14 protein-coding genes are annotated in these 18,588 nt (G+C 71.5%); 6 read left to right on the top strand and 8 right to left on the bottom strand.

The genetic code is table 11. The annotated features are described in order from the left end of the window. Positions 1-36: 36 nt before the first annotated feature. The 5 genes from argC to ACFOY2_RS20305 form a co-directional block, all read right to left on the bottom strand. Positions 37-1,059, bottom strand: coding sequence for an N-acetyl-gamma-glutamyl-phosphate reductase (argC, locus tag ACFOY2_RS20325; RefSeq protein ID WP_357816413.1), 1,023 nt, complete (start codon positions 1,057-1,059; stop codon positions 37-39). Between the two features lie 286 nt (positions 1,060-1,345). Continuing rightward, on the bottom strand, positions 1,346-3,376 hold the full coding sequence (locus ACFOY2_RS20320) for a bifunctional aldolase/short-chain dehydrogenase (protein ID WP_379529618.1): 2,031 nt from the start codon (positions 3,374-3,376) through the stop codon (positions 1,346-1,348). Between the two features lie 6 nt (positions 3,377-3,382). Beyond that, positions 3,383-4,540 carry an L-rhamnose isomerase gene (gene rhaI / locus ACFOY2_RS20315; RefSeq protein WP_379529617.1) on the bottom strand — a complete coding sequence of 386 codons (1,158 nt, stop codon included), beginning with the start codon at positions 4,538-4,540 and terminating at the stop codon, positions 3,383-3,385. 10 nt (positions 4,541-4,550) lie between these two features. Continuing rightward, complete coding sequence (locus ACFOY2_RS20310) at positions 4,551-4,868, bottom strand: L-rhamnose mutarotase (protein ID WP_379529616.1); 318 nt, start codon at positions 4,866-4,868, stop codon at positions 4,551-4,553. 123 nt (positions 4,869-4,991) lie between these two features. Next, positions 4,992-6,917 carry a beta-galactosidase gene (locus ACFOY2_RS20305; RefSeq protein ID WP_379529615.1) on the bottom strand — a complete coding sequence of 642 codons (1,926 nt, stop codon included), beginning with the start codon at positions 6,915-6,917 and terminating at the stop codon, positions 4,992-4,994. Between the two features lie 242 nt (positions 6,918-7,159). Here ACFOY2_RS20305 and ACFOY2_RS20300 point away from each other — a divergent pair, with 242 nt between their 5' ends. The 6 genes from ACFOY2_RS20300 to ACFOY2_RS20275 all read left to right on the top strand — a co-directional run bounded on the left by ACFOY2_RS20300 (position 7,160) and on the right by ACFOY2_RS20275 (position 15,321). Beyond that, positions 7,160-8,161 carry a LacI family DNA-binding transcriptional regulator gene (locus ACFOY2_RS20300; RefSeq protein WP_379529614.1) on the top strand — a complete coding sequence of 334 codons (1,002 nt, stop codon included), beginning with the start codon at positions 7,160-7,162 and terminating at the stop codon, positions 8,159-8,161. Next, positions 8,158-9,564: a rhamnulokinase gene (locus ACFOY2_RS20295; protein WP_379529613.1), complete on the top strand. Its 1,407-nt coding sequence runs from the start codon at positions 8,158-8,160 to the stop codon at positions 9,562-9,564. Before ACFOY2_RS20300 ends, ACFOY2_RS20295 begins: the two co-directional genes overlap by 4 nt. A 60-nt stretch (positions 9,565-9,624) precedes the next feature. Beyond that, positions 9,625-12,849 (top strand): formate dehydrogenase, encoded by a 3,225-nt coding sequence (gene fdh / locus ACFOY2_RS20290; RefSeq protein ID WP_379529612.1) that lies wholly within the window; start codon positions 9,625-9,627, stop codon positions 12,847-12,849. A 3-nt stretch (positions 12,850-12,852) separates the two neighbouring features. After that, a complete protein-coding gene (locus ACFOY2_RS20285; RefSeq protein ID WP_379529611.1) occupies positions 12,853-13,656 on the top strand; it encodes a 4Fe-4S dicluster domain-containing protein in 804 nt (267 codons plus the stop codon). Continuing rightward, positions 13,656-14,657 (top strand): NrfD/PsrC family molybdoenzyme membrane anchor subunit, encoded by a 1,002-nt coding sequence (gene nrfD / locus ACFOY2_RS20280; RefSeq protein ID WP_379529610.1) that lies wholly within the window; start codon positions 13,656-13,658, stop codon positions 14,655-14,657. The genes ACFOY2_RS20285 and nrfD overlap by 1 nt, the downstream gene beginning before the upstream one ends. A 127-nt stretch (positions 14,658-14,784) precedes the next feature. Then, positions 14,785-15,321 carry an NUDIX hydrolase family protein gene (locus ACFOY2_RS20275; RefSeq protein ID WP_379529609.1) on the top strand — a complete coding sequence of 179 codons (537 nt, stop codon included), beginning with the start codon at positions 14,785-14,787 and terminating at the stop codon, positions 15,319-15,321. Positions 15,322-15,328: 7 nt separating this feature from the next. On the opposite strand, the gene ACFOY2_RS20270 is transcribed toward ACFOY2_RS20275, so the two are convergent. From ACFOY2_RS20270 to ACFOY2_RS20260, 3 genes are all read right to left on the bottom strand, one after another. Continuing rightward, positions 15,329-15,847: a peptidoglycan recognition protein family protein gene (locus ACFOY2_RS20270; protein WP_379529608.1), complete on the bottom strand. Its 519-nt coding sequence runs from the start codon at positions 15,845-15,847 to the stop codon at positions 15,329-15,331. A 124-nt stretch (positions 15,848-15,971) separates the two neighbouring features. After that, entirely contained in the window at positions 15,972-17,579 is a 1,608-nt protein-coding gene (locus ACFOY2_RS20265) for an arylsulfatase (RefSeq protein WP_379529607.1), read from the bottom strand. Between the two features lie 97 nt (positions 17,580-17,676). Beyond that, positions 17,677-18,564 (bottom strand): sulfotransferase family protein, encoded by an 888-nt coding sequence (locus tag ACFOY2_RS20260; RefSeq protein WP_379529606.1) that lies wholly within the window; start codon positions 18,562-18,564, stop codon positions 17,677-17,679. Positions 18,565-18,588 lie beyond the last annotated feature (24 nt).

The raw sequence follows: 18,588 nt of genomic DNA, 5'->3' as shown, positions 1-18,588 counted from the left end.
CCTTCGTCGGCTCATTGGTTCGTTCGCTGCGCTGTCTCACGGTGCGACTCCTGTCAGGGGGAGACCGAGCTCTTCCGGCAGGCCGAGGGCGAGGTTGACGCTCTGGATGGCGCCTCCGGCCGTGCCCTTGGTGAGGTTGTCGATGGCGATGACGGCGATGACCCGGCCGGCGCGCTCGTCGAGCGTCACCTGCAGGGCGGCGGTGTTGGCGCCGTAGGTCATGGCGGTGGCCGGCCAGACGCCCTCCGGCAGGAGGTTGACGAACGGCTCGTCCTTCAGCGCCACCTCGTACGCCGTCCGCAGCGACTCCTTGGTCACGCCGGGCGCGGCGGGGGCGGTGCAGGTGGCGAGGATGCCGCGGCTCATGGGGGCCAGCGTCGGGGTGAAGGAGACGCGCACCGGGGTCTTGGCGACGGCCGACAGGCCCTGCTCCATCTCCGGGGTGTGCCGGTGGACGCCGCCCACGCCGTACGCGCCGACCGAGCCCATGACCTCGCTGCCGAGCAGATGAGACTTGGGCGACTTGCCGGCGCCGCTGGTGCCGCTGGCGGCCACCACGACCACGTCAGGGCCGGCCAGACGTGCGGCGAAGGCGGGCGCGAGGGCGAGCAGGACGGAGGTCGGGTAGCAGCCGGGGACCGCGATGCGGGTGGCCCCGGCCAGGATCTCGCGCTGTCCCGGCAGCTCGGGCAGGCCGTAGGGCCAGGTGCCTGCATGGTCGCCGCCGTAGAACTCCTGCCAGGCGGCGGGGTCGGCGAGGCGGTGGTCGGCACCGCAGTCGACCACGACGGTCTCAGGGCCGAGTTCGGCGGCGACGGCGGCCGAGTGGCCGTGGGGCAGGGCGAGGAAGACCACGTCGTGCCCGGCCAGGGCCTCGGCCGTGGTGTCCTCGATGACGCGGTCGGCCAGTCGTGGCAGGTGGGGTTGATGGGCTCCGAGGCGGCTGCCGGCGCTGGAGGCCGCGGTGAGCGCGCCGATCTCGAATTCGGGATGGCCGAGCAGAAGCCGGAGCAGCTCGCCTCCGGCGTAGCCGCTCGCTCCCGCTATCGCTGCCCTCATTCAACCCTCCTGCATAATCATGCACAGTTGCTTATGAACTTGCTTCTGTGAAGATAATGCACTCCAGAGGATGAACATGCAACCCGGGCACCACATGATGAGACCTGTGTTCCCCCAGTCGGCGACAGGTAGGCGACGAAAACCGGACCGTTCATCAGCCTATGAGAAAAGCGCTGCTCGCCCCGCTTTGGGCGATCTTGGGCGTGTTGCACGTCCACGATCGCGGGTGCGGAAAAGCGAGCCGCCGTGACCACGGGGTGCGCGGTCACGGCGGCGGCGTGCGGTGTCAGCGCAGGAATGCGGCTGCCACGCCCGCGTCCACCGGGATGTGCAGCCCGGTCGTGTGAGTGAGGTCGCCTCCGGTGAGCGCGAAGACGGCCGAGGCCACGTGCTCGGGCAGGACCTCGCGCTTGAGCAGGGTCCGCTGCGCGTAGAACTCGCCGAGTTTGTCCTCCTCGACCCCGTACACGGCCGCGCGGTTGGCCCCCCAGCCGGAGGCGAAGATTCCGGAGCCGCGCACGACGCCGTCGGGGTTGATGCCGTTGACGCGGACGCCGTGCGCGCCCAGCTCGGCCGCCAGCAGCCGCACCTGGTGCGCCTGATCGGCCTTGGCCGCGCCGTAGGCGACGTTGTTCGGGCCGGCGAAGACGGCGTTCTTGGAGGAGATGTAGACGACGTCGCCGCCCATGCCCTGGTCGATCATCACCCGGGCGCTCTCGCGGGAGACCAGGAACGAACCCCTGGCCATGACGTCGTGCTGCAGGTCCCAGTCGGCCAGAGTGGTCTCCAGCAGCGCGCGCGACAACGACAGGCCGGCGTTGTTGACGACCAGGTCCACGCCGCCGAACGCCAGCACCGCCGCGCGTACCGCCGCGACGACCTGCTCCTCCGAGGTGACGTCCACCCCGACCGCCACGGCGACGTCGGACGTGCGGTACGCGCCGGCGCCGATCTCGGCGGCCACCTTCTCCGCGGCGGCCACGTCGCGGTCGGCGATCACCACACAGGCGCCCTCCGCGGCCAGGCGGCGGGCCGTCGCGGCGCCGATGCCCGAGCCGCCGCCGGTGACCAGCGCGACGCGGGTGGCCAGCGGCCTGGGCTTGGGCATGCGGCGGAGCTTGGCCTCCTCCAGCTCCCAGTACTCGATGCGGAACTTCTCCGACTCGGGAATGGGGGCGTAGGCGGAGACGGACTCGGCGCCGCGCATGACGTTGATCGCGTTGAGGTAGAACTCGCCCGCCACGCGCGCGGTCTGCTTGTCCTTACCGAAGGAGAACATGCCGACGCCCGGCACCAGCACGATCGCCGGATCGGCGCCGCGCATCGGCGGCGAGTCGGGGCCCGCGTGCCGGTCGTAGTAGGCGGTGTAGCCGGTGCGGTAGGCGGCGTGCAGCTCGCGCAGCCGTTCGACGGCCTGCTCCAGCGGCGCGTCCGGCGGCAGGTCAAGCACCAGCGGCGCGACCTTGGTCCGCAGGAAGTGGTCGGGGCAGGACGTACCCAGCGCGGCCAGGCGCGGGTGCTCGGCGCGCGAGACGAAGTCCAGCACCTCGGGCGTGTCGGTGTAGTGGCCGACCTGCGCCCTGTCGGTGGAGGCCAGGCCGCGCACCACCGGGAACAGCGCGGCGGCGCGGGCGTGCCGCTCGGCCTCCGGCAGCGTCTGGTGGATCACCGCGCCGAACGGGTCCGGGCGGCCGTGCTCGGCCAGGTACGCCTCCGCGGTGCGGATGATCTCCAGCGAGCGGGCCTCGCACTCCTGCGACGTCTCGCCCCAGGCGGTGATGCCGTGGCCGCCGAGGATGCAGCCGATGGCCCGCGGGTTGGCGGCCTTGATGGCGGCGATGTCGAGGCCGAGCTGGAAGCCGGGCCGGCGCCACGGCACCCACACCACGCGCTCGCCGAAGACGCGCCTGGTCAGCTCCTCGCCGTCGGCCGCGGTGGCGATCGCGATGCCGGCGTCGGGGTGCAGGTGGTCGACGTGCGCGGCCTCGACCAGGCCGTGCATGGCCGTGTCGATCGACGGCGCGGCCCCGCCCTTGCCGTGCAGGCAGTAGTCGAACGCGGCGACCATCTCGTCCTCGCGCTCCACGCCCGGGTAGACGCCCTTGAGCGCGCGCAGCCGGTCGAGGCGGAGCACGGCCAGCCCGGACTCCTTCAGGGTGCCCAGGTCGCCGCCCGAGCCCTTGACCCAGAGCAGTTCGACGTCCTGGCCGGTGACCGGGTCGGGCGCGCTGCCCTTGGCCGAGGTGTTGCCGCCCGCGTAGTTGGTGTTGCGCGGGTCGGCGCCCAGGCGGTGCGAGCGTTCCAGTAGTTCCCTCATGGTCGGTCAGGCCCCCCAGCCGGCCTGGTTGCCGCCGACACGCTCGGCGGCGATCTTCTCGAAGTATCCGGACGTGGCGTAGGCGGCCATCGGGTCGGGCGCCAGCCCCGACTCCTCGCGCAACTCGGCGAGCAGCGGCCGCACGTCGGTGTTGTAGGCGTCCATGAACACGGCGTTGGCGCCGAGCACGTCGCCCTCGGACTGGGCGGCGGCCAGGGCCTCCCGGTCCACCAGGAGCGCCTTGGCGGTGGCCTCCTGGACGTTCATGACCGAGCGGATCTGGCCCGGGATCTTCGGCTCAATGTTGTGGCACTGGTCGAGCATGAACGCCACGCCCGTCTCCGCCTCCAGGCCGCCGCCGCGCACCACCTCGAACATGATGCGAAAGAGCTGGAACGGGTCCGCCGCGCCCACCATCAGGTCGTCGTCGGCGTAGAAGCGGGAGTTGAAGTCGAACCCGCCGAGTTTGCCCTCGCGCAGCAGGAACGCCACGATGAACTCGATGTTGGTGCCCGGCGCGTGGTGGCCGGTGTCCACGACGACCTGCGCCTTGGGGCCGAGCTTGACGCAGTGGGCGTAGGCGGTGCCCCAGTCGGGCACATCGGTGGCGTAGAAGGCGGGCTCGAACAGCTTGTACTCCAGCAGGAAGCGCTGGCCCTCGCCGAGGCGGTCGTAGACCTCGGCCAGCGACTCGGCCAGGCGGTCCTGGCGGGCTCTGAGGTCGTCCTGGCCCGGGTAGTTGATGCCGTCGGAGAACCACAGCTTCAGCGTGTCGGAGCCGGTGGCGTCCATGATGTCCACGCATTCGAGCAGGTGGCCGGTCGCCTTGCGCCGCACCCGCGCCGAGGGGTGGGTGACGCTGCCGAGCATGTAGTCGTCGTCCTGGAAGACGTTGGAGTTGATCGCCCCGATGCCCACGCCCAGGTCGCGGGCGTGCCTGGCCAGGTCGGCGTAGTCGTCCACCTTGTCCCACGGGATGTGCAGGGCGACCGTGGGGGCGATGCCGGTGTGGGCGTGCACCTGGGCGGCGTCGGCGAGCTTCTCGTACGGGTCGCGCGGCACCCCCTTCTGCGCGAACACCTTGAACCGGGTGCCGCTGTTGCCGTAGGCCCAGGACGGTGTCTCGATGTGCTGCGCCCGCAGCGCGGCCTTGATGTCTGTCATTACTCCCCGATCAATCCAGGTGGAACACTTCGTCCAGCGGGTGCATGCCCTCGTCGGGGCGGCCGTCGAGGCTCTCGAAGAACGGCGCCATCTCGGCCTGCCACCTGGCGTTGACCTCGGTCTCGGCCATGGCCTTCTTGGCGGCCTCGAAGTCGTCGGTCTCCAGGTAGCCCACGAGGAGGCCGTCGTCTCTGAGGAAGAGCGAGTAGTTGTGCCAGCCGGTGCGCGCCAGCGCCTCTCGCATCTCCGGCCAGACCTCGCGATGGCGTTCCCGGTACTCCTCCAGGCGGTCTGGGCGGACCTTGAGCAGGAAGCAGACGCGTTGCACGGACACACTCCCTTCAAAACGTTTTAATGCTTCGCCCAGGAAACTACGATTCCTGGTGCTCAGTGTCAATGCGATAGCCACCCCCGATACGGCGGCGACCCGGCGTGGGGATGGTGACACGTTTTAATGGATGATCCGGACGTCTCCCGCCGGCACCGTGACCGGCGCGCCGCCCGGCGGCCGCACCACGGCGTCCTGGCCGGTGTGATTGATCGCGAACAGGTAGGACCGCCCGTCGGCGTGCGAACGCCGCACCACCTCCACCCCGGGAGCCGCCTCGGCGACCGGCTCCACGCCCGCCTCCGCGCAGACGGCGGCGACGACCTCGGCCAGGGCGTCGTCCTCCAGCCTGGTCGTCAGGTAGTGCGCGGCCCCGTCGCCGAACTCGTTGCGGGTCCAGGCGGGCTCGCCCGTCGCGTAGGTGTCCAGGACCTTGGCGCCGGTCGTCCGCGCCAGCTCGCTCCAGACGCCGCCCGTCGCGCCCGAGTCGAGCGCGATCGTCCCCTCCAGCGGGAAGAACTCCTCGACGGTCACGCCGAGCAGGTCCCGCCACGCCCCGGGGTAGCCGCCCAGGCGCACCCGGTCGTGCTCGTCCACGATCCCGCTGTAGGGCCCCACGAGCACGACCCCGCCCCGGCGCGCGAACTCCTCCACGTTCGCCGCCCCCGAGTCGCTCACCAGGTAGAGCGCGGGCACCAGGAGCAGGCGGTAGCCGCTCAGGTCGCCCTCGGGGTGGGCGAGGTCGCAGGTGAGGCCGGCCCGCCAGAGCGCGGCGTGCCAGCGCTTGGCCTCCTCCACCGGGTCCAGGTCCGCGGTCGGCTGGGCGGGGTGGTCCTGGGCCCAGACGCTGGAGTGGTCGAGCAGGATCGCCACGTCGGCCCTGACGGTGCTGCCCACCACGTCGGCGAGCCCGGCCAGTTCGGCGCCGAGCGCGACGACCTCGCGGAAGATCTTGGTGCTCGTGCCCGCGTGCGGCACCATCGCCGAGTGCCACTTCTCGGCCCCGGCGCGGGAGGCCCGCCACTGGAAGAACATGATGCCGTCGGCGCCCCTGGCCAGGTGCTGCAGGGAGTTGCGGCGCAGCTCGCCCGGCCGTTTGGCCAGGTTGCGCGGCTGCCAGTTGACGGCGCTGGTCGAGTGCTCCATCAGGAGCCACGGGCGGCCGCCGGCCAGCGAACGGGCGTAGTCGGCGGCGAAGGCCAGGTCGATGTGGGGCTCAGGGCGGGCGCCGACCAGGTAGTGGTCGGTGGAGACGACGTCCAGCTCGGCGGCGAAGGCCCAGCAGTCCATGTCCCAGTGGGCGCCGGCCATCAGGTTCGTGGTCGCGGGCACGTCGGGGGTGAGCTTCTTGAGCAGGTCGCGCTCGGCGACGTAGAGCTCGACGAGCGCGTCGGAGCTGAACCTGCGGAAGTCGAGCTGCTGGCCCGGGTTGGTGAAGCTGGGCGTGGCCCTGGGCGGCAGGATCTGGGCCCAGTCGCCGTATCGCTGCGACCAGAACGCGGTTCCCCACGCCTCGTTGAGCGCCTCCAGGCAGGAGTAGTGGGCGCGCAACCAGGAGCGGAAGGCCGCGGCGGAGGTGTCGCAGTAGCAGCGGGCGTTGTGGCAGCCGTACTCGTTGTGCACGTGCCACATGGCCAGCGCCGGGTGGTCGCGGTAGCGGGTGGCGACCTGCTCGGCGATGCGCAGCGCCTTCTCGCGGTAGATCGGGGAACTGGGGCAGAAGCCCTGCCGGCTGCCGTGGTGCAGCCTGCGCCCGTCGGCGTCCACAGGGAGCGCCTCGGGGTAGGCGTCGCCGAACCACGGCGGCGGGGAGGCCGTGGGGGTGGACAGGTTGGCCAGGATGCCGTTGGCGGCCAGCAGGTCCATCACCCGGTCGAACCAGTCGAAGTCGAACACGCCCTCGGCGGGCTCCAGCAGCGACCAGGAGAAGATGCCGACGCTGACCCGGTTGACGCCGGCCTCGCGCATCAGCGCGACGTCCTGCTCCCACGTCTCCTCGGGCCACTGCTCGGGGTTCCAGTCCCCGCCATAGGCGATGACGTCCGACATGAAGGTCTGCCTTTCGAAGGTAGCGGTCACAGTCAGCGTTGTCCCGTGGGATTAAAACGTTCCCCTACCAACTGGCACAAGCCTGGGGCGTCGGCGAAGGGGTTGGGGGCTTCAAGACCGAGGGCAGGAGTAGAACGATTTACTCCCAGGTGAGTATCTGGGCGATGGCGGGAGTAGGAATACGCGTGCCGACCGGTGCCGCGACTGGCGGACTCGTGATTAGTACGTTTTAATTGCTCTTCATGGCCATGGTCAGCATCAAGGACGTCGCCGCGCTCGCCGGCGTCTCCCCAGGCACGGTCTCCAACGTACTGAACCGCCCAGGCAAAGTCGCACCCGCCACGCGGGAGCGGGTGGAGGCGGCCATCAACGAACTGGGGTTCGTCCGCCACGGCTCCGCCTCGACGCTGCGCGCCGGGCACAGCAGGACGATCGGCCTGAGCGTGATCGACATTGGCAACCCGTTCTTCACCGAGGTCGCGGCCGGGGTCGAGGACGTGGCCAGCGACCTGGGGTACGCGGTCATCCTGGGCAACTCGGCGGGCTCACAGGACAAGGAGGACCGCAACCTGCGGGTGCTGGCCGAGCACCGGGTGCGCGGCGTGCTGATCACCCCGTCCGGCGAGGACCCCGCGCGGCTGGAGCGGCTGCGCGAGCACGGCATCAGCGTGGTGCTCGTCGACCATCCCGCGCACCGGCCCGACCAGTGCGCGGTGGCCGTGGACGACGTCGCGGGCGGCCGGGCCGCGGTGGCGCACCTGCTGGCCAGGGGCGCGACCAGCGTCGCCTACGTCACGGGCCCGCTGACGATCAGGCAGTGCGTGGAACGCAGGCAGGGCGCGAAGGTGGCCATGCGCTCTGCCGGCCTCGACCCCGAGGACCTGCGGGTCGCCGAGGCGAGCACGATGACCGCCCGCGCGGGTGAGAAGGCCGCGGCCGACCTCATCGCGGCGGGCCTGCCCGAGGCCGTCTTCTGCGCCAACGACCTGCTCGCGCTCGGCGTGCTGCGCGCGCTGCTGCGCGCCGGGGTGCGCGTGCCGGAGGACGTGGCGCTGATGGGCTACGACGACATCGACTTCGCCGCCGCCTCGACCGTGTCGCTCAGCTCGATGCGCCAGCCCACCTACCAGCTCGGCCGCATCGCCACCGAGCTGCTGCTGGACGAGTGCGACAACCCCGAGACGCACGCGCACCAGCACATCATGTTCCAGCCGGAGCTCATCGCCAGGGAGTCGACCCAATGACCCGTTTCGCCGCCGTCGACCTCGGGGCCTCCAGCGGCCGGGTGATGCTGGCGGAGCTGTCCGGCGGGCTGCGGCTGACCGAGGCGCACCGTTTCCCCAACGGCCCCGTGCGTGTGGCGGGCCGCCTGCACTGGGACATCCTGGGCCTGTACCGGGAGATCCTCGCCGGTCTGCGGGCCGCGGGCCCGGTCTCCTCGATCGGCGTCGACTCGTGGGCGGTCGACTACGGGCTGCTCGACGAGTCGGGCGCGCTGCTGGGCAATCCGGTGCACTACCGCGACGACCGCACCCAGGGGGTGGCCGAGCACGTCGCCGCGCAGGTCGGGGCGGCGGCGCTGTACGAGACGTCGGGCCTGCAGGTGCTGCCCTTCAACACGCTCTACCAGTTGCTGGCCGACCGGCTCGACGGGGCGGCGACCATGCTGCTGATCCCCGACCTGATCGGCTACTGGCTGACCGGCGAACTGGGCGCCGAGGTGACCAACGCCTCGACGACCGGGCTGCTCGACGTGCGCACGAGGGCGTGGGCGTTACCGCTGGCCGAGCGGCTGGGCCTGCCCGCCGGGCTGTTCCCGCCGCTGCGGCAGCCGGGCGAGGACGCCGGCGGCCTGCGGCCCGACGTGGCCGCCGAGATCGGCTGGTCGGCTCCCGTCAGGGCGGTGGCCTCGCACGACACCGCCTCGGCCGTGGCCGCCGTGCCCGCCTCGGGCCCGGCCTTCGCCTACATCTCCTGCGGCACGTGGTCGCTGGCCGGCGTCGAGCTGCCCGGCCCGGTGCTGACGCAGGAAAGCCGCGCCGCGAACTTCACCAACGAGGCCGGCGTCGACGGCACCGTCCGCTACCTGCGCAACGTCATGGGCCTGTGGCTGCTGCAGGAGTGCCTGCGCGCCTGGCCGGGCTCCGACCTGCGCGAGCTGCTGAAGGCGGCGGCGGGCGAGCGGCCGTTCGCCGCCGTGGTCAACCCGGACGAGCCCGTGTTCCTGCCGCCGGGTGACATGCCGGCCAGGATCGCGGCCGAGTGCCGCCGCACCGGGCAGCGTCCGCCGTCGAGTCCCGCGGCGTTCACGCGGTGCGTGCTGGAGAGCCTGGCGCTCGGTCACCGGCTGGCGGTGCGGCAGGCGATGGAGTTGTCGGGGCGCGAGGTCGAGGTCGTGCACCTGGTGGGCGGCGGGTCGCGGAACGAGCTGCTGTGCCGGCTCACGGCCGACGCGTGCGAGCTGCCGGTGGTGGCGGGTCCCGCGGAGGCGACGACGTTCGGCAACGTGCTGGTGCAGGCCCGCGCGGCGGGCCTGGTCTCCGATCTGGAGGAGATGCGCTCGCTGGTGGCCGCCTCCGAGCCGCTGCGCCGCTACGAGCCGTCCGGCGACGGCGCGGCCTGGCGGGAGGCCGCGGCCCGCCTCTGACCTGCGTTTTCCCCCGGCCAGGTCAGGGCAGGTAGCCGACCAGGGGCATCGGGGGGCTTCATGGATTTCGCGTGGCCGCTGCTGCGGCAACTGACCGGCGGTGACCGTTCCGGGCGGGGCTCGGCGGTGAAGTCGGCCAGGACGGCGGGGCTGCGCGCCCGTACGGCCGAGGCGGACCGCGTGGTCAAGTCGGTGTGCCCGTACTGCGCGGTGGGCTGCGCGCAGAACGTGTACGTACGCGAGGGAAAGGTCGTCCAGATCGAGGGCGACCCCGACTCCCCCATCAGCCGCGGCCGGCTGTGCCCGAAGGGCGCGGCCACCCTGCAGCTCACCACCGCCTCGGGCCGCTGTGACCGGGCCCTGTACCGGCCGCCTGGCGCGGCCGACTGGCAGGAGATCGACCTGGACACGGCCATGGACATGATCGCCGACCGGATCATCGCCACCAGGCGCGACACGTGGGAGCAGGAGCGGGACGGCATGCGCGTGGCCAGGACGCTGGGCATCGCGAGCCTGGGCGGCGCGACGCTGGACAACGAGGAGAACTACCTCATCAAGAAGCTGCTGACGGCGCTCGGCGTGGTGCAGATAGAGAACCAGGCCCGGGTGTGCCACAGCTCGAGCGTGGTGGGGCTGGGCACGTCGTTCGGGCGCGGCGGGGCGACCACGTTCCTGCAGGATCTGCAGCACTCCGACTGCGTGGTCATCCAGGGCTCCAACTTCGCGGAGGCGCATCCGGTGGGCTTTCAGTGGGTGATGGAGGCCAAGGCGCGCGGCGCGGTGATCATCCACGTCGATCCGCGCTTCACGCGTACCAGCGCGCTGGCCGACCTGCACGTGCCGATCAGGGCGGGCTCCGACGTGGCCTTCCTCGGCGCGATCATCAACCACGTGCTGGACAACGACCTGTATTTCCACGACTACGTGGTCGCCTACACCAACGCGGCCGACATCCTCAGGCAGGACTACCGCGACGCCGAGGACCTCGACGGCCTGTTCTCCGGCTTCGATCCGGAAAGCCGCCTCTACGACGACGAGAGCTGGCAGTACGAGGGCGCGCGGATCGCCCCCGCGTCGGGCGCCCGTGACGTCGACTACGCGCGCCGGGTCGGCCATCTGCCGCCGGGCCGCGTGGAGGTGCTCGGCGGCACCGGTCTGCCGCTGGAGGGCACGCCCGAGCGTGACGAGACGCTGCGCCATCCGCGCTGCGTGATGCAGGTGCTGCGCCGCCACTTCGCCCGCTACACGCCCGAGATGGTCGAGCGGGTGTGCGGGGTGCCCAGGCGCCTGTTCGAGCAGGTGTGCCGGCATCTGACGGAGAACTCCGGGCCGGACAAGACGGCCGAGTTCGTCTACGCGGTGGGCTGGACGCAGCACAGCGACGGCTCGCAGTTCATCAGGGCGGCGAGCATCCTGCAGTTGCTGCTGGGCAACATCGGCCGGCCCGGCGGCGGCATCCAGGCGCTGCGCGGCCACGCCAGCATCCAGGGCTCCAGCGACGTGCCGACGCTGTTCAACCTGCTGCCCGGCTACATCCCGATGCCGCACGCGCACGAGAACGAGCGGCTGCGCGACTTCCTGCACGCCGACGCGCCGAACAAGGGCTGCTGGGCCCACATGCCCGCCTACCTGGTGAGCCTTTTGAAGGCGTGGTGGGGCGAGTCCGCGCGGGCGGACAACGACTACCGCTTCGGCTACCTGCCCAGGCTGACGGGCTCGCACAGCACCTACGACACGGTCCTGGCGCAGCTCGACGGCACCTGCAAGGGCTACCTGCTGCTCGGGGAGAACCCCGCGGTCGGCTCGGCCAACACCAAGATGCAGCGGCTGGGCATGGCCGCGCTCGACTGGCTGGTGGTACGCGACCTCAACCTGATCGAGAGCGCCACCTGGTGGAAGGACGGCCCGGAGATCGAGACCGGCGAGCTGAGCACCGCCGGCATCGCCACCGAGGTGTTCTTCCTGCCCGCGGCCTGCCACACCGAGAAGAGCGGCAGCTTCACCAACACCAACCGGCTGCTGCAGTGGCACCACCAGGCCGTCGAGCCCGCCGGGGACGCCCGCAGCGACCTGTGGTTCATGTACCACCTGGGCCGGATCATCCGGGAGAAGCTGGCGGGCTCGCGGGACCCGATGGACGCGCCGGTGCTGGAGCTGACGTGGGACTACCCGGTCGAGGGCGAGCTGGCCGAGCCGTCGTCCGAGGCGGTGCTGGCCGAGATCAACGGCTGGGACGAGCACGGGCCGCTGTCCGGCGCGGGCGAGCTGAAGGACGACGGCTCGACCGTGTGCGGCTGCTGGATCTACTGCGGCGTGTACGCGGACGGCGTCAATGGGGCCGCCCGCCGCAAACCGGCCTCGGAGCAGGACTGGATCGCCGCCGAGTGGGGGTGGGCGTGGCCGGAGAACCGGCGCCTGCTCTACAACAGGGCCTCGGCCAGGCCGGACGGCAGCCCGTGGAGCGAGCGCAAGAAGCTCGTCTGGTGGGACGCCGGCAAGGGCGTGTGGACCGGCTACGACGTGCCCGACTTCGAGGCGGGAAAGAGCCCCTCCTACCGGCCGCCGCCCGACGCGACGGGCACGGCGGCGCTGTCGGGGACCGATCCGTTCATCATGCAGGCCGACGGCAAGGGCTGGCTGTTCGCGCCCTCGGGCGTGGTGGACGGGCCGCTGCCCACGCACTACGAGCCGCAGGACTCGCCGGTGGCCAACCCGCTGTACGGGCAGCAGCGCAACCCGGCGCGCAAGCTCTACGCGCACGAGCACAACCTGTATCAGCCGAGCGGCGACGAGCCGGGGGCGTCGGTCTACCCGTACGCGGTGACGACCTACCGGCTGACCGAGCACTTCACGGCCGGCGGGATGAGCAGGCACACACCGTACCTGGCCGAGCTGCAGCCGGAGATGTTCTGCGAGGTCTCGCCCGCGCTGGCCGCCGAACGCGGGCTCGTGCACGGCGACTGGGCGACGATCATCACCGCGCGCAACGCCATCGAGGCCAGGGTAATGGTCACCGACCGGATCCCGTCGCTGCGTCTGGACGGGCGGGTGCTGCACCAGATCGGGCTGCCGTTCCACTACGGCCCCAACGGGCTGGCCACGGGCGATGCCGCCAACGAGCTGGCGGCGATCTCGCTGGACCCGAACTCCCACATCCAGGAGGTCAAGGCCCTGTCGGCCGACATCAGGCCGGGGCGCAGGCCGCGCGGGCCCGCGCTGCCCGAGCTGGTGCGGGCCTACCGGCGGCGTGCCGGCGTGGACGAGCGCACAGGAACGGAGGTGTGAGCCGTGCGTGAGCAGCCCGTCTCCGGCCGCGTCGGATTCTTCACCGACACCAGCATCTGCATCGGTTGCAAGGCGTGCGAGGTGGCGTGCAAGGAGTGGAACGCCGTACCTGAGGACGGCCTCGACTTCACCGGCATGTCCTACGACAACACCGCCGGGCTGGGCGCCGACACCTGGCGGCACGTCGCCTTCATCGAGCAGCGGCGGCCGCTCGGCCACCAGGAGCCCGGGGTCGGCGACATGGACTTCCGCTGGCTGATGGCCTCCGACGTGTGCAAGCACTGCACGCATGCCGCCTGCCTCGACGTGTGCCCGACCGGGTCGTTGTTCCGCACCGAGTACGGCACGGTGGTGGTGCAGGAGGACATCTGCAACGGCTGCGGCTACTGCGTGCCCGCCTGCCCGTTCGGGGTGATCGGCAAGCGGGAGAGCAGCGGCGTGGCGGCCAAGTGCACGATGTGCTACGACCGTCTCGGGGCCGGGCAGGAGCCCGCCTGCGCCAAGACGTGCCCGACGGACTCGATCCAGTTCGGCGACCTCGACGAGCTGCGCGAGCGGGCGGAGCGCCGCCTGGAGCAGGTGCGCGAGGCGGGCGCCACCTCGGCCCGCCTGTACGGCCACGACCCCGGTGACGGCGTGGGCGGCACGGGCGCGTTCTTCCTGCTGCTCGACGAGCCCGAGGTGTACGGCCTGCCGCCGGATCCCGTGGTTACCACCAGGGACCTGCCGTCGATGTGGCGGCACGTCGGGGTCGCGGCGCTGGGCCTGCTGGCCGGGATGGCCGCGGTGGCGTGGAGGGGGCGCTGATGAGCCAGACCGACGTCCGCATGGACGGCTCGCCGCGGCTGCGCGGAGCGCGCGAGGCGACGCCGGGCTCGGCGGGGCGCAGGCGCGAGCGGCTGATGGTGCCGAGGGCGGACTTCGACTCCTACTACGGGCGGCCGGTGCTGAACGAGCCGACGTGGCGGGCGCCCGACATCGCCGGTTACCTGTTCCTGGGCGGCCTGGCCGGGGCCTGCTCGACGCTGGCCGCCGCCGCGCAGCTCACCGGCAGGCCGCGCCTGGCCAGGTCGGGCAAGGTCGCGGCCCTGTGCGCGCTCGGCGGGTCGATGTACGCGCTCATTCATGATCTTGGGCGGCCCGAGCGGTTCGTCAACATGTTGCGGGTGTTCAAGGTGACCTCGCCGATGAGTGTCGGCACGTGGATCCTGACCGCGTACGGGCCCCAGGCCGGGTGCGCGGCGGCCTCGGACGTGAGCGGGCGTCTGCCCCGGCTCGGCCGGGCCGCCGCCGTCGGGGCCGGGCTGACCGGGCCCGCGCTGGCGACCTACACCGCCGCGCTGATCTGCGACACCGCCGTCCCGGCCTGGCACGAGGCCTACCGCGAGATGCCGTTCCTGTTCGCCGGATCGGCCACGGCGGCGGCCGGCGGGCTGGGCATGCTGGCCGCGCCGCTCGAGGAGGCGGCCCCTGCGCGGCGGGCGGCGGTGCTGGGCACGGCCGTGGAGTGCGTGGCCGCCACCCGGATGGAGCGGCGGCTGGGCCCGCTGGCCGAGCCGTTGCGACGCAGCCGGCTGCTGCGCGCGGGAGAGGCGCTGTGCCTGGCGGGCGCGCTGGCCGGCATCACTGTCGGCCGCCGCAGCAGAATCGCGGCCGTGGCGGCGGGCGCGGCCCTGCTGGCAGGGTCGGCATGCACCCGGTTCGGGATTTTCCGGGCGGGGATGGAGTCGGCGAACGACCCGAAGTACACCGTCCGGCCGCAGCGCAAGCGGCTGGCCAAGGCGAGAGCGGAGCGTGACCTCGGATGAACAAGAAGATCGCGGAGTACCTCCCGTTCCTCGGCATCGTGCTGGTGATCTGCACGGCGTCGTGGCTGGCGGGCCGGTCCTTTCCCGGCCGGGTGCCGGCGCACAGGTAAGACTACGATCGACCACTATGACCGAACAGACCGAAACCACGCCCGGCTGGCTCGCACCGGAGGACCTCGAGTCGGTGCGGGGCCAGCTGCCGATCCTGTACATCGACGCCGTGCCGGTGCGCGTCGACGAGACCGGCGTGGTCACCCGCATCGGCACGCTGCTGCGCATCGCGCCGGACGGCACGGTCAGCCGGGCGCTGGTCTCGGGACGGGTACTGCACCACGAGCGGGTCCGCGACGCGCTCCTGCGCCACCTGGAGAAGGACCTCGGCCCCGTGGCGCTCCCCCACATCCCCGCCTCGCCGCAGCCGTTCACCGTCGCCGAGTACTTCCCCACGCCCGGTGTCACCCAGTACCACGATCCGCGCCAGCACGCGGTCTCCCTGGCCTACGTCGTCCCCGTCGCCGGTGACTGCCGGCCCCGGCAGGACGCGCTCGACCTGGTCTGGTTCACCCCCGACGAGGCGGCCTCCCCGATGGTGCAGCAGGAGATGGCCGGCGGGCAGGGCGTGCTGCTGAAGCAGGCGCTGGCCTACGTCGGCGCGCTGCCGTGACCTCCCGTCACGGCCGTTCGGCGCCCTGGCGCACCCACCGGTAGAGCGGGTCGCCGGGGCACGAGGTGTCGTAGCCGTCGCGGTGCCCCTTGACCTCGTGTCCGGCGTCGCCGTGCTCGCGCAGGTACTCGATCGCGTCGACCAGGCCATTAAGCAGGTCGTCGTTGGGCTCGGTGAACCCCGAGCTGCCGATCAGCGCGAGCACGGCGTAGTGGCCGGAGTTGAGCCCGGCCCCGTTGGCGGCGGGCAGGACGTGCGGCCCCCTGCCCATGAAGATCTCCCTGTGGGGACAGGCGACCATGTTGTAGCCCAGGTCGATGTAGGTCTCGCCACGCCCGCCCGACATGTGCATGCGCTGGATGGCGCGGACGAGCTCCGCGCAGTGGTCGTGGTTACCGGACGCGGGCAGGTCGTCCTGCACCCGCCCGCCGGTGTAGTGGATCTTGACGCCTCGGGTGGAGGACAGGCGCGTGTAGTTGGCGCTGGGTTTCTTCGCGTGCCACTCCGCACGGGTGATGAGATTCATGTGTTCCCCTCTTGGACGGCCCTCGCCCGCTACCACGGTGCCAACTTCGCGTAGTCGCGTCATCACTCTTCGTTAGTAGAGTGAGGTGCCGTCCAAGTGAGGCTTCCATGCCGAACCTACGGCCCTAGGTGAGGGAACTTTTGCGGTGCGCCTTGCGGAAGACGTGCGCGCGGCCGCCCGCCCTGAAGCCGGCCCTGGCCGTGACGGTGCCGGTGGCGGGCAGCGGGAAGCCGACCGAGATCGACATGCCCGGGTTCACCCTGGTCACCGTGTGGGCCCGTGCCCGGCGCGAGCCGTCGATGCCGAGCTGGACCTCGCGCCAGGCCACCGACGAGCCGTTGAACAGGGTGACGACGAGTTGGTCGCCTTTCACCTGCGTCTTGAGCCCGTAGGGGGTGCGCGGGTCGGGGCCGATGGAGGCGTCGAGCGTGCGCGTCAGCTCCTCGGTCAGCTCTGGCCGTTCGGCGGCGAGGTCGTGCTGTTCGCCCCGGTCGGTGTGCAGGTCGTACAGCTCGATCCGGCCCTCGGGGCCCGCGCCGCCGATCTTCGGGGCCCAGCGCACCAGTTTCCACCGGCCGCGGCGGATCGCCTGGGCCTTGCGCGGGCGGTTCCACACCAGGTGGTCGTGTTTGGGGGCGCCCGCGCCCGTGAGCAGCCCCTTGAAGGAGCGCCCGTCGAGGTGGGCGGGGATCGGGACCCCGGCCAGGTCGGCAAGCGTGGGCAGTACGTCCCAGGAGGCCACGGGCTGGCTGACCACGCGGTGGCGCAGGCCGGGCGACCAGGCGATCAGCGGGACGCGGATGCCGCCCTCGTACACCTCGCGCTTGTCGCCGCGGAAGGGGCCGTTGGAGTCGAACAGCCAGGGCGTCACGCCCTTCTCCCGGTGGGGGCCGTTGTCGCTGGTGAACAGCACGAGCGTGTCGTCGGCCACGCCCGCCTCGCGCAGCGCGCGGATCAGGGAGGCCACGTCGGTGTCGAGTCTGGCCACCTGCGCGGCGTGGCGGCGGTTCGGACCGCTCCATGGCCGGTTCTCGTACTGGCCCGCGTCCCCGGGGATCACGCTCGGCGAGTGCGGCAGGTTGGTGGCGAAGTACAGCAGGAACGGGTCGTCGCTGTCCTGCTGGATGAACTCGATGGCCCGCTCGCGGAACAGGTGCGGCGCGTACTGCTTGCCGTTGAGCCGCACCTTGGTGCCGTTGTGCCACAGGTACTTGGGGAAGTAGTGGTGGGCGTGGGCGTGGGCGATGTAGCCGAAGAACTCCTCGAACCCGCGCAGGTTCGGGTGCGAGGCCTGGCCGGCCCGCTCGGGGCCGAAGCCCCACTTGCCGATGCAGGCCGTCCGGTAGCCGGACAGCTGCAGCAGTTCGGCGAAGGTGAGGTCGGCGTCGGTGAGCGAGCGCTGCGGCCCGCCCTCCGGGTTCTCCCGCACCGTGCCGTGGCCGGCGTGCAGGCCGGTCAGCAGCGCGCAGCGCGAGGGCGCGCAGAGCGGCGCCCCCGAGTACGCGGTGTCGAACCGCACGCCCTCGGCTGCGAGCCGGTCCAGGTTCGGCGTCTTGATCAGGCGCTGTCCCTGGCTGCCGATCTCACCCCAGCCCAGGTCGTCGGCCAGGATGACGATGATGTTCGGCCGCGAGGGTAAGCCGGCGACCGCCTCGGCGGCCTCGGCGGGCGAGGGCCCGAAAGCGGGCCCAATAGTGGGCATGGCGAAGCTGGCGAAGGTTCCGGCAAACAAGGCACGACGCGAGGGCCCGTTGATCACGAAGGGCAAGATATCGGAGCCCCAGGCGAATGGCGGGCAAATCACAGGCGAACTCTGTCACAGCATGGTGTCATGACAGATAGCCCCATTGGCGACATATCTCCTGCAGCTCGTCGGGGATCTCGTCGGGCGAGGGCAGCGGACGGCCCGCGACCACGGTCCCGGTGCGGATCTTGTCACGCCAGTCGCCGATGCCCTTGACGAAACCGCCGTGGTCCTTGCTCCCGTAGTTCAGCATCACGGGCTCCCACTCGACGCCCAGGAACAGGCAGAGCCGCCGCAGCTCGGCCTCGGGGTCGGCGACCAGCGCCTCGTAGCGCATGGTCAGGCCCTCCAGGTGGGTGCGGGCCTCCTCCAGGTAGGTCATGTAGCTCAGCGTGCGCGGCACGGCCTCGCTCATGGGCCGCTTGTCCGGGTCGGCCTCGTGCCAGGACTGCACGATGGACATCGGGTGGCGCAGCAGGAAGACGAAGCGCGCGTCGGGCCAGCAGGTCGAGATGCGCCGCCAGGCGAAGACGTTGCTCGGGGTCTTCTCCACCAGGACCGGCTTGCCGCTGCGGGTCAGCTCGCGGTGGAGCATCCGGTCCCAGACGATGTGTTCGATGTCACTGTGATTGTGGCCGAGCGCCTCCATGGCCTGCCGTACGGGATCGGTGCCCAGGCCCACGCTCATCCGCCTGAAGTGCGTCTCGATCGGCGAGTGCACCTGTGAGTGGCTGTTCAGCATGACGCGCAGGAGCGTGGACCCCGAACGTACCGACGACAGCAGGAACACCGGCTCGCGCAGCAGGCGGTCGTGCTCCGGATCGACGGGAGGCCGCGCGGCGTCTCCGGGGAGCCGCTGGAGTTCCAGCGGCGGTGGGGGCGGCGGCTTCGGCGGCTCCTTGCGCAGCCGCCGCGTCACGGTGTATCCCGTCAGGCCCTCAAGTGTGGCGTTGGCCCGATACTTCCAGCTCATGGGCCTCTAAGGTAGAGAGGGCCA

Source organism: Nonomuraea purpurea, from assembly GCF_042650645.1.
In the GTDB taxonomy this organism is placed as follows: domain Bacteria; phylum Actinomycetota; class Actinomycetes; order Streptosporangiales; family Streptosporangiaceae; genus Nonomuraea; species Nonomuraea purpurea.
The sequence above is the reverse complement of the archived record's forward strand: the minus strand, read 5'-3'. Positions and strand labels throughout refer to the sequence as shown.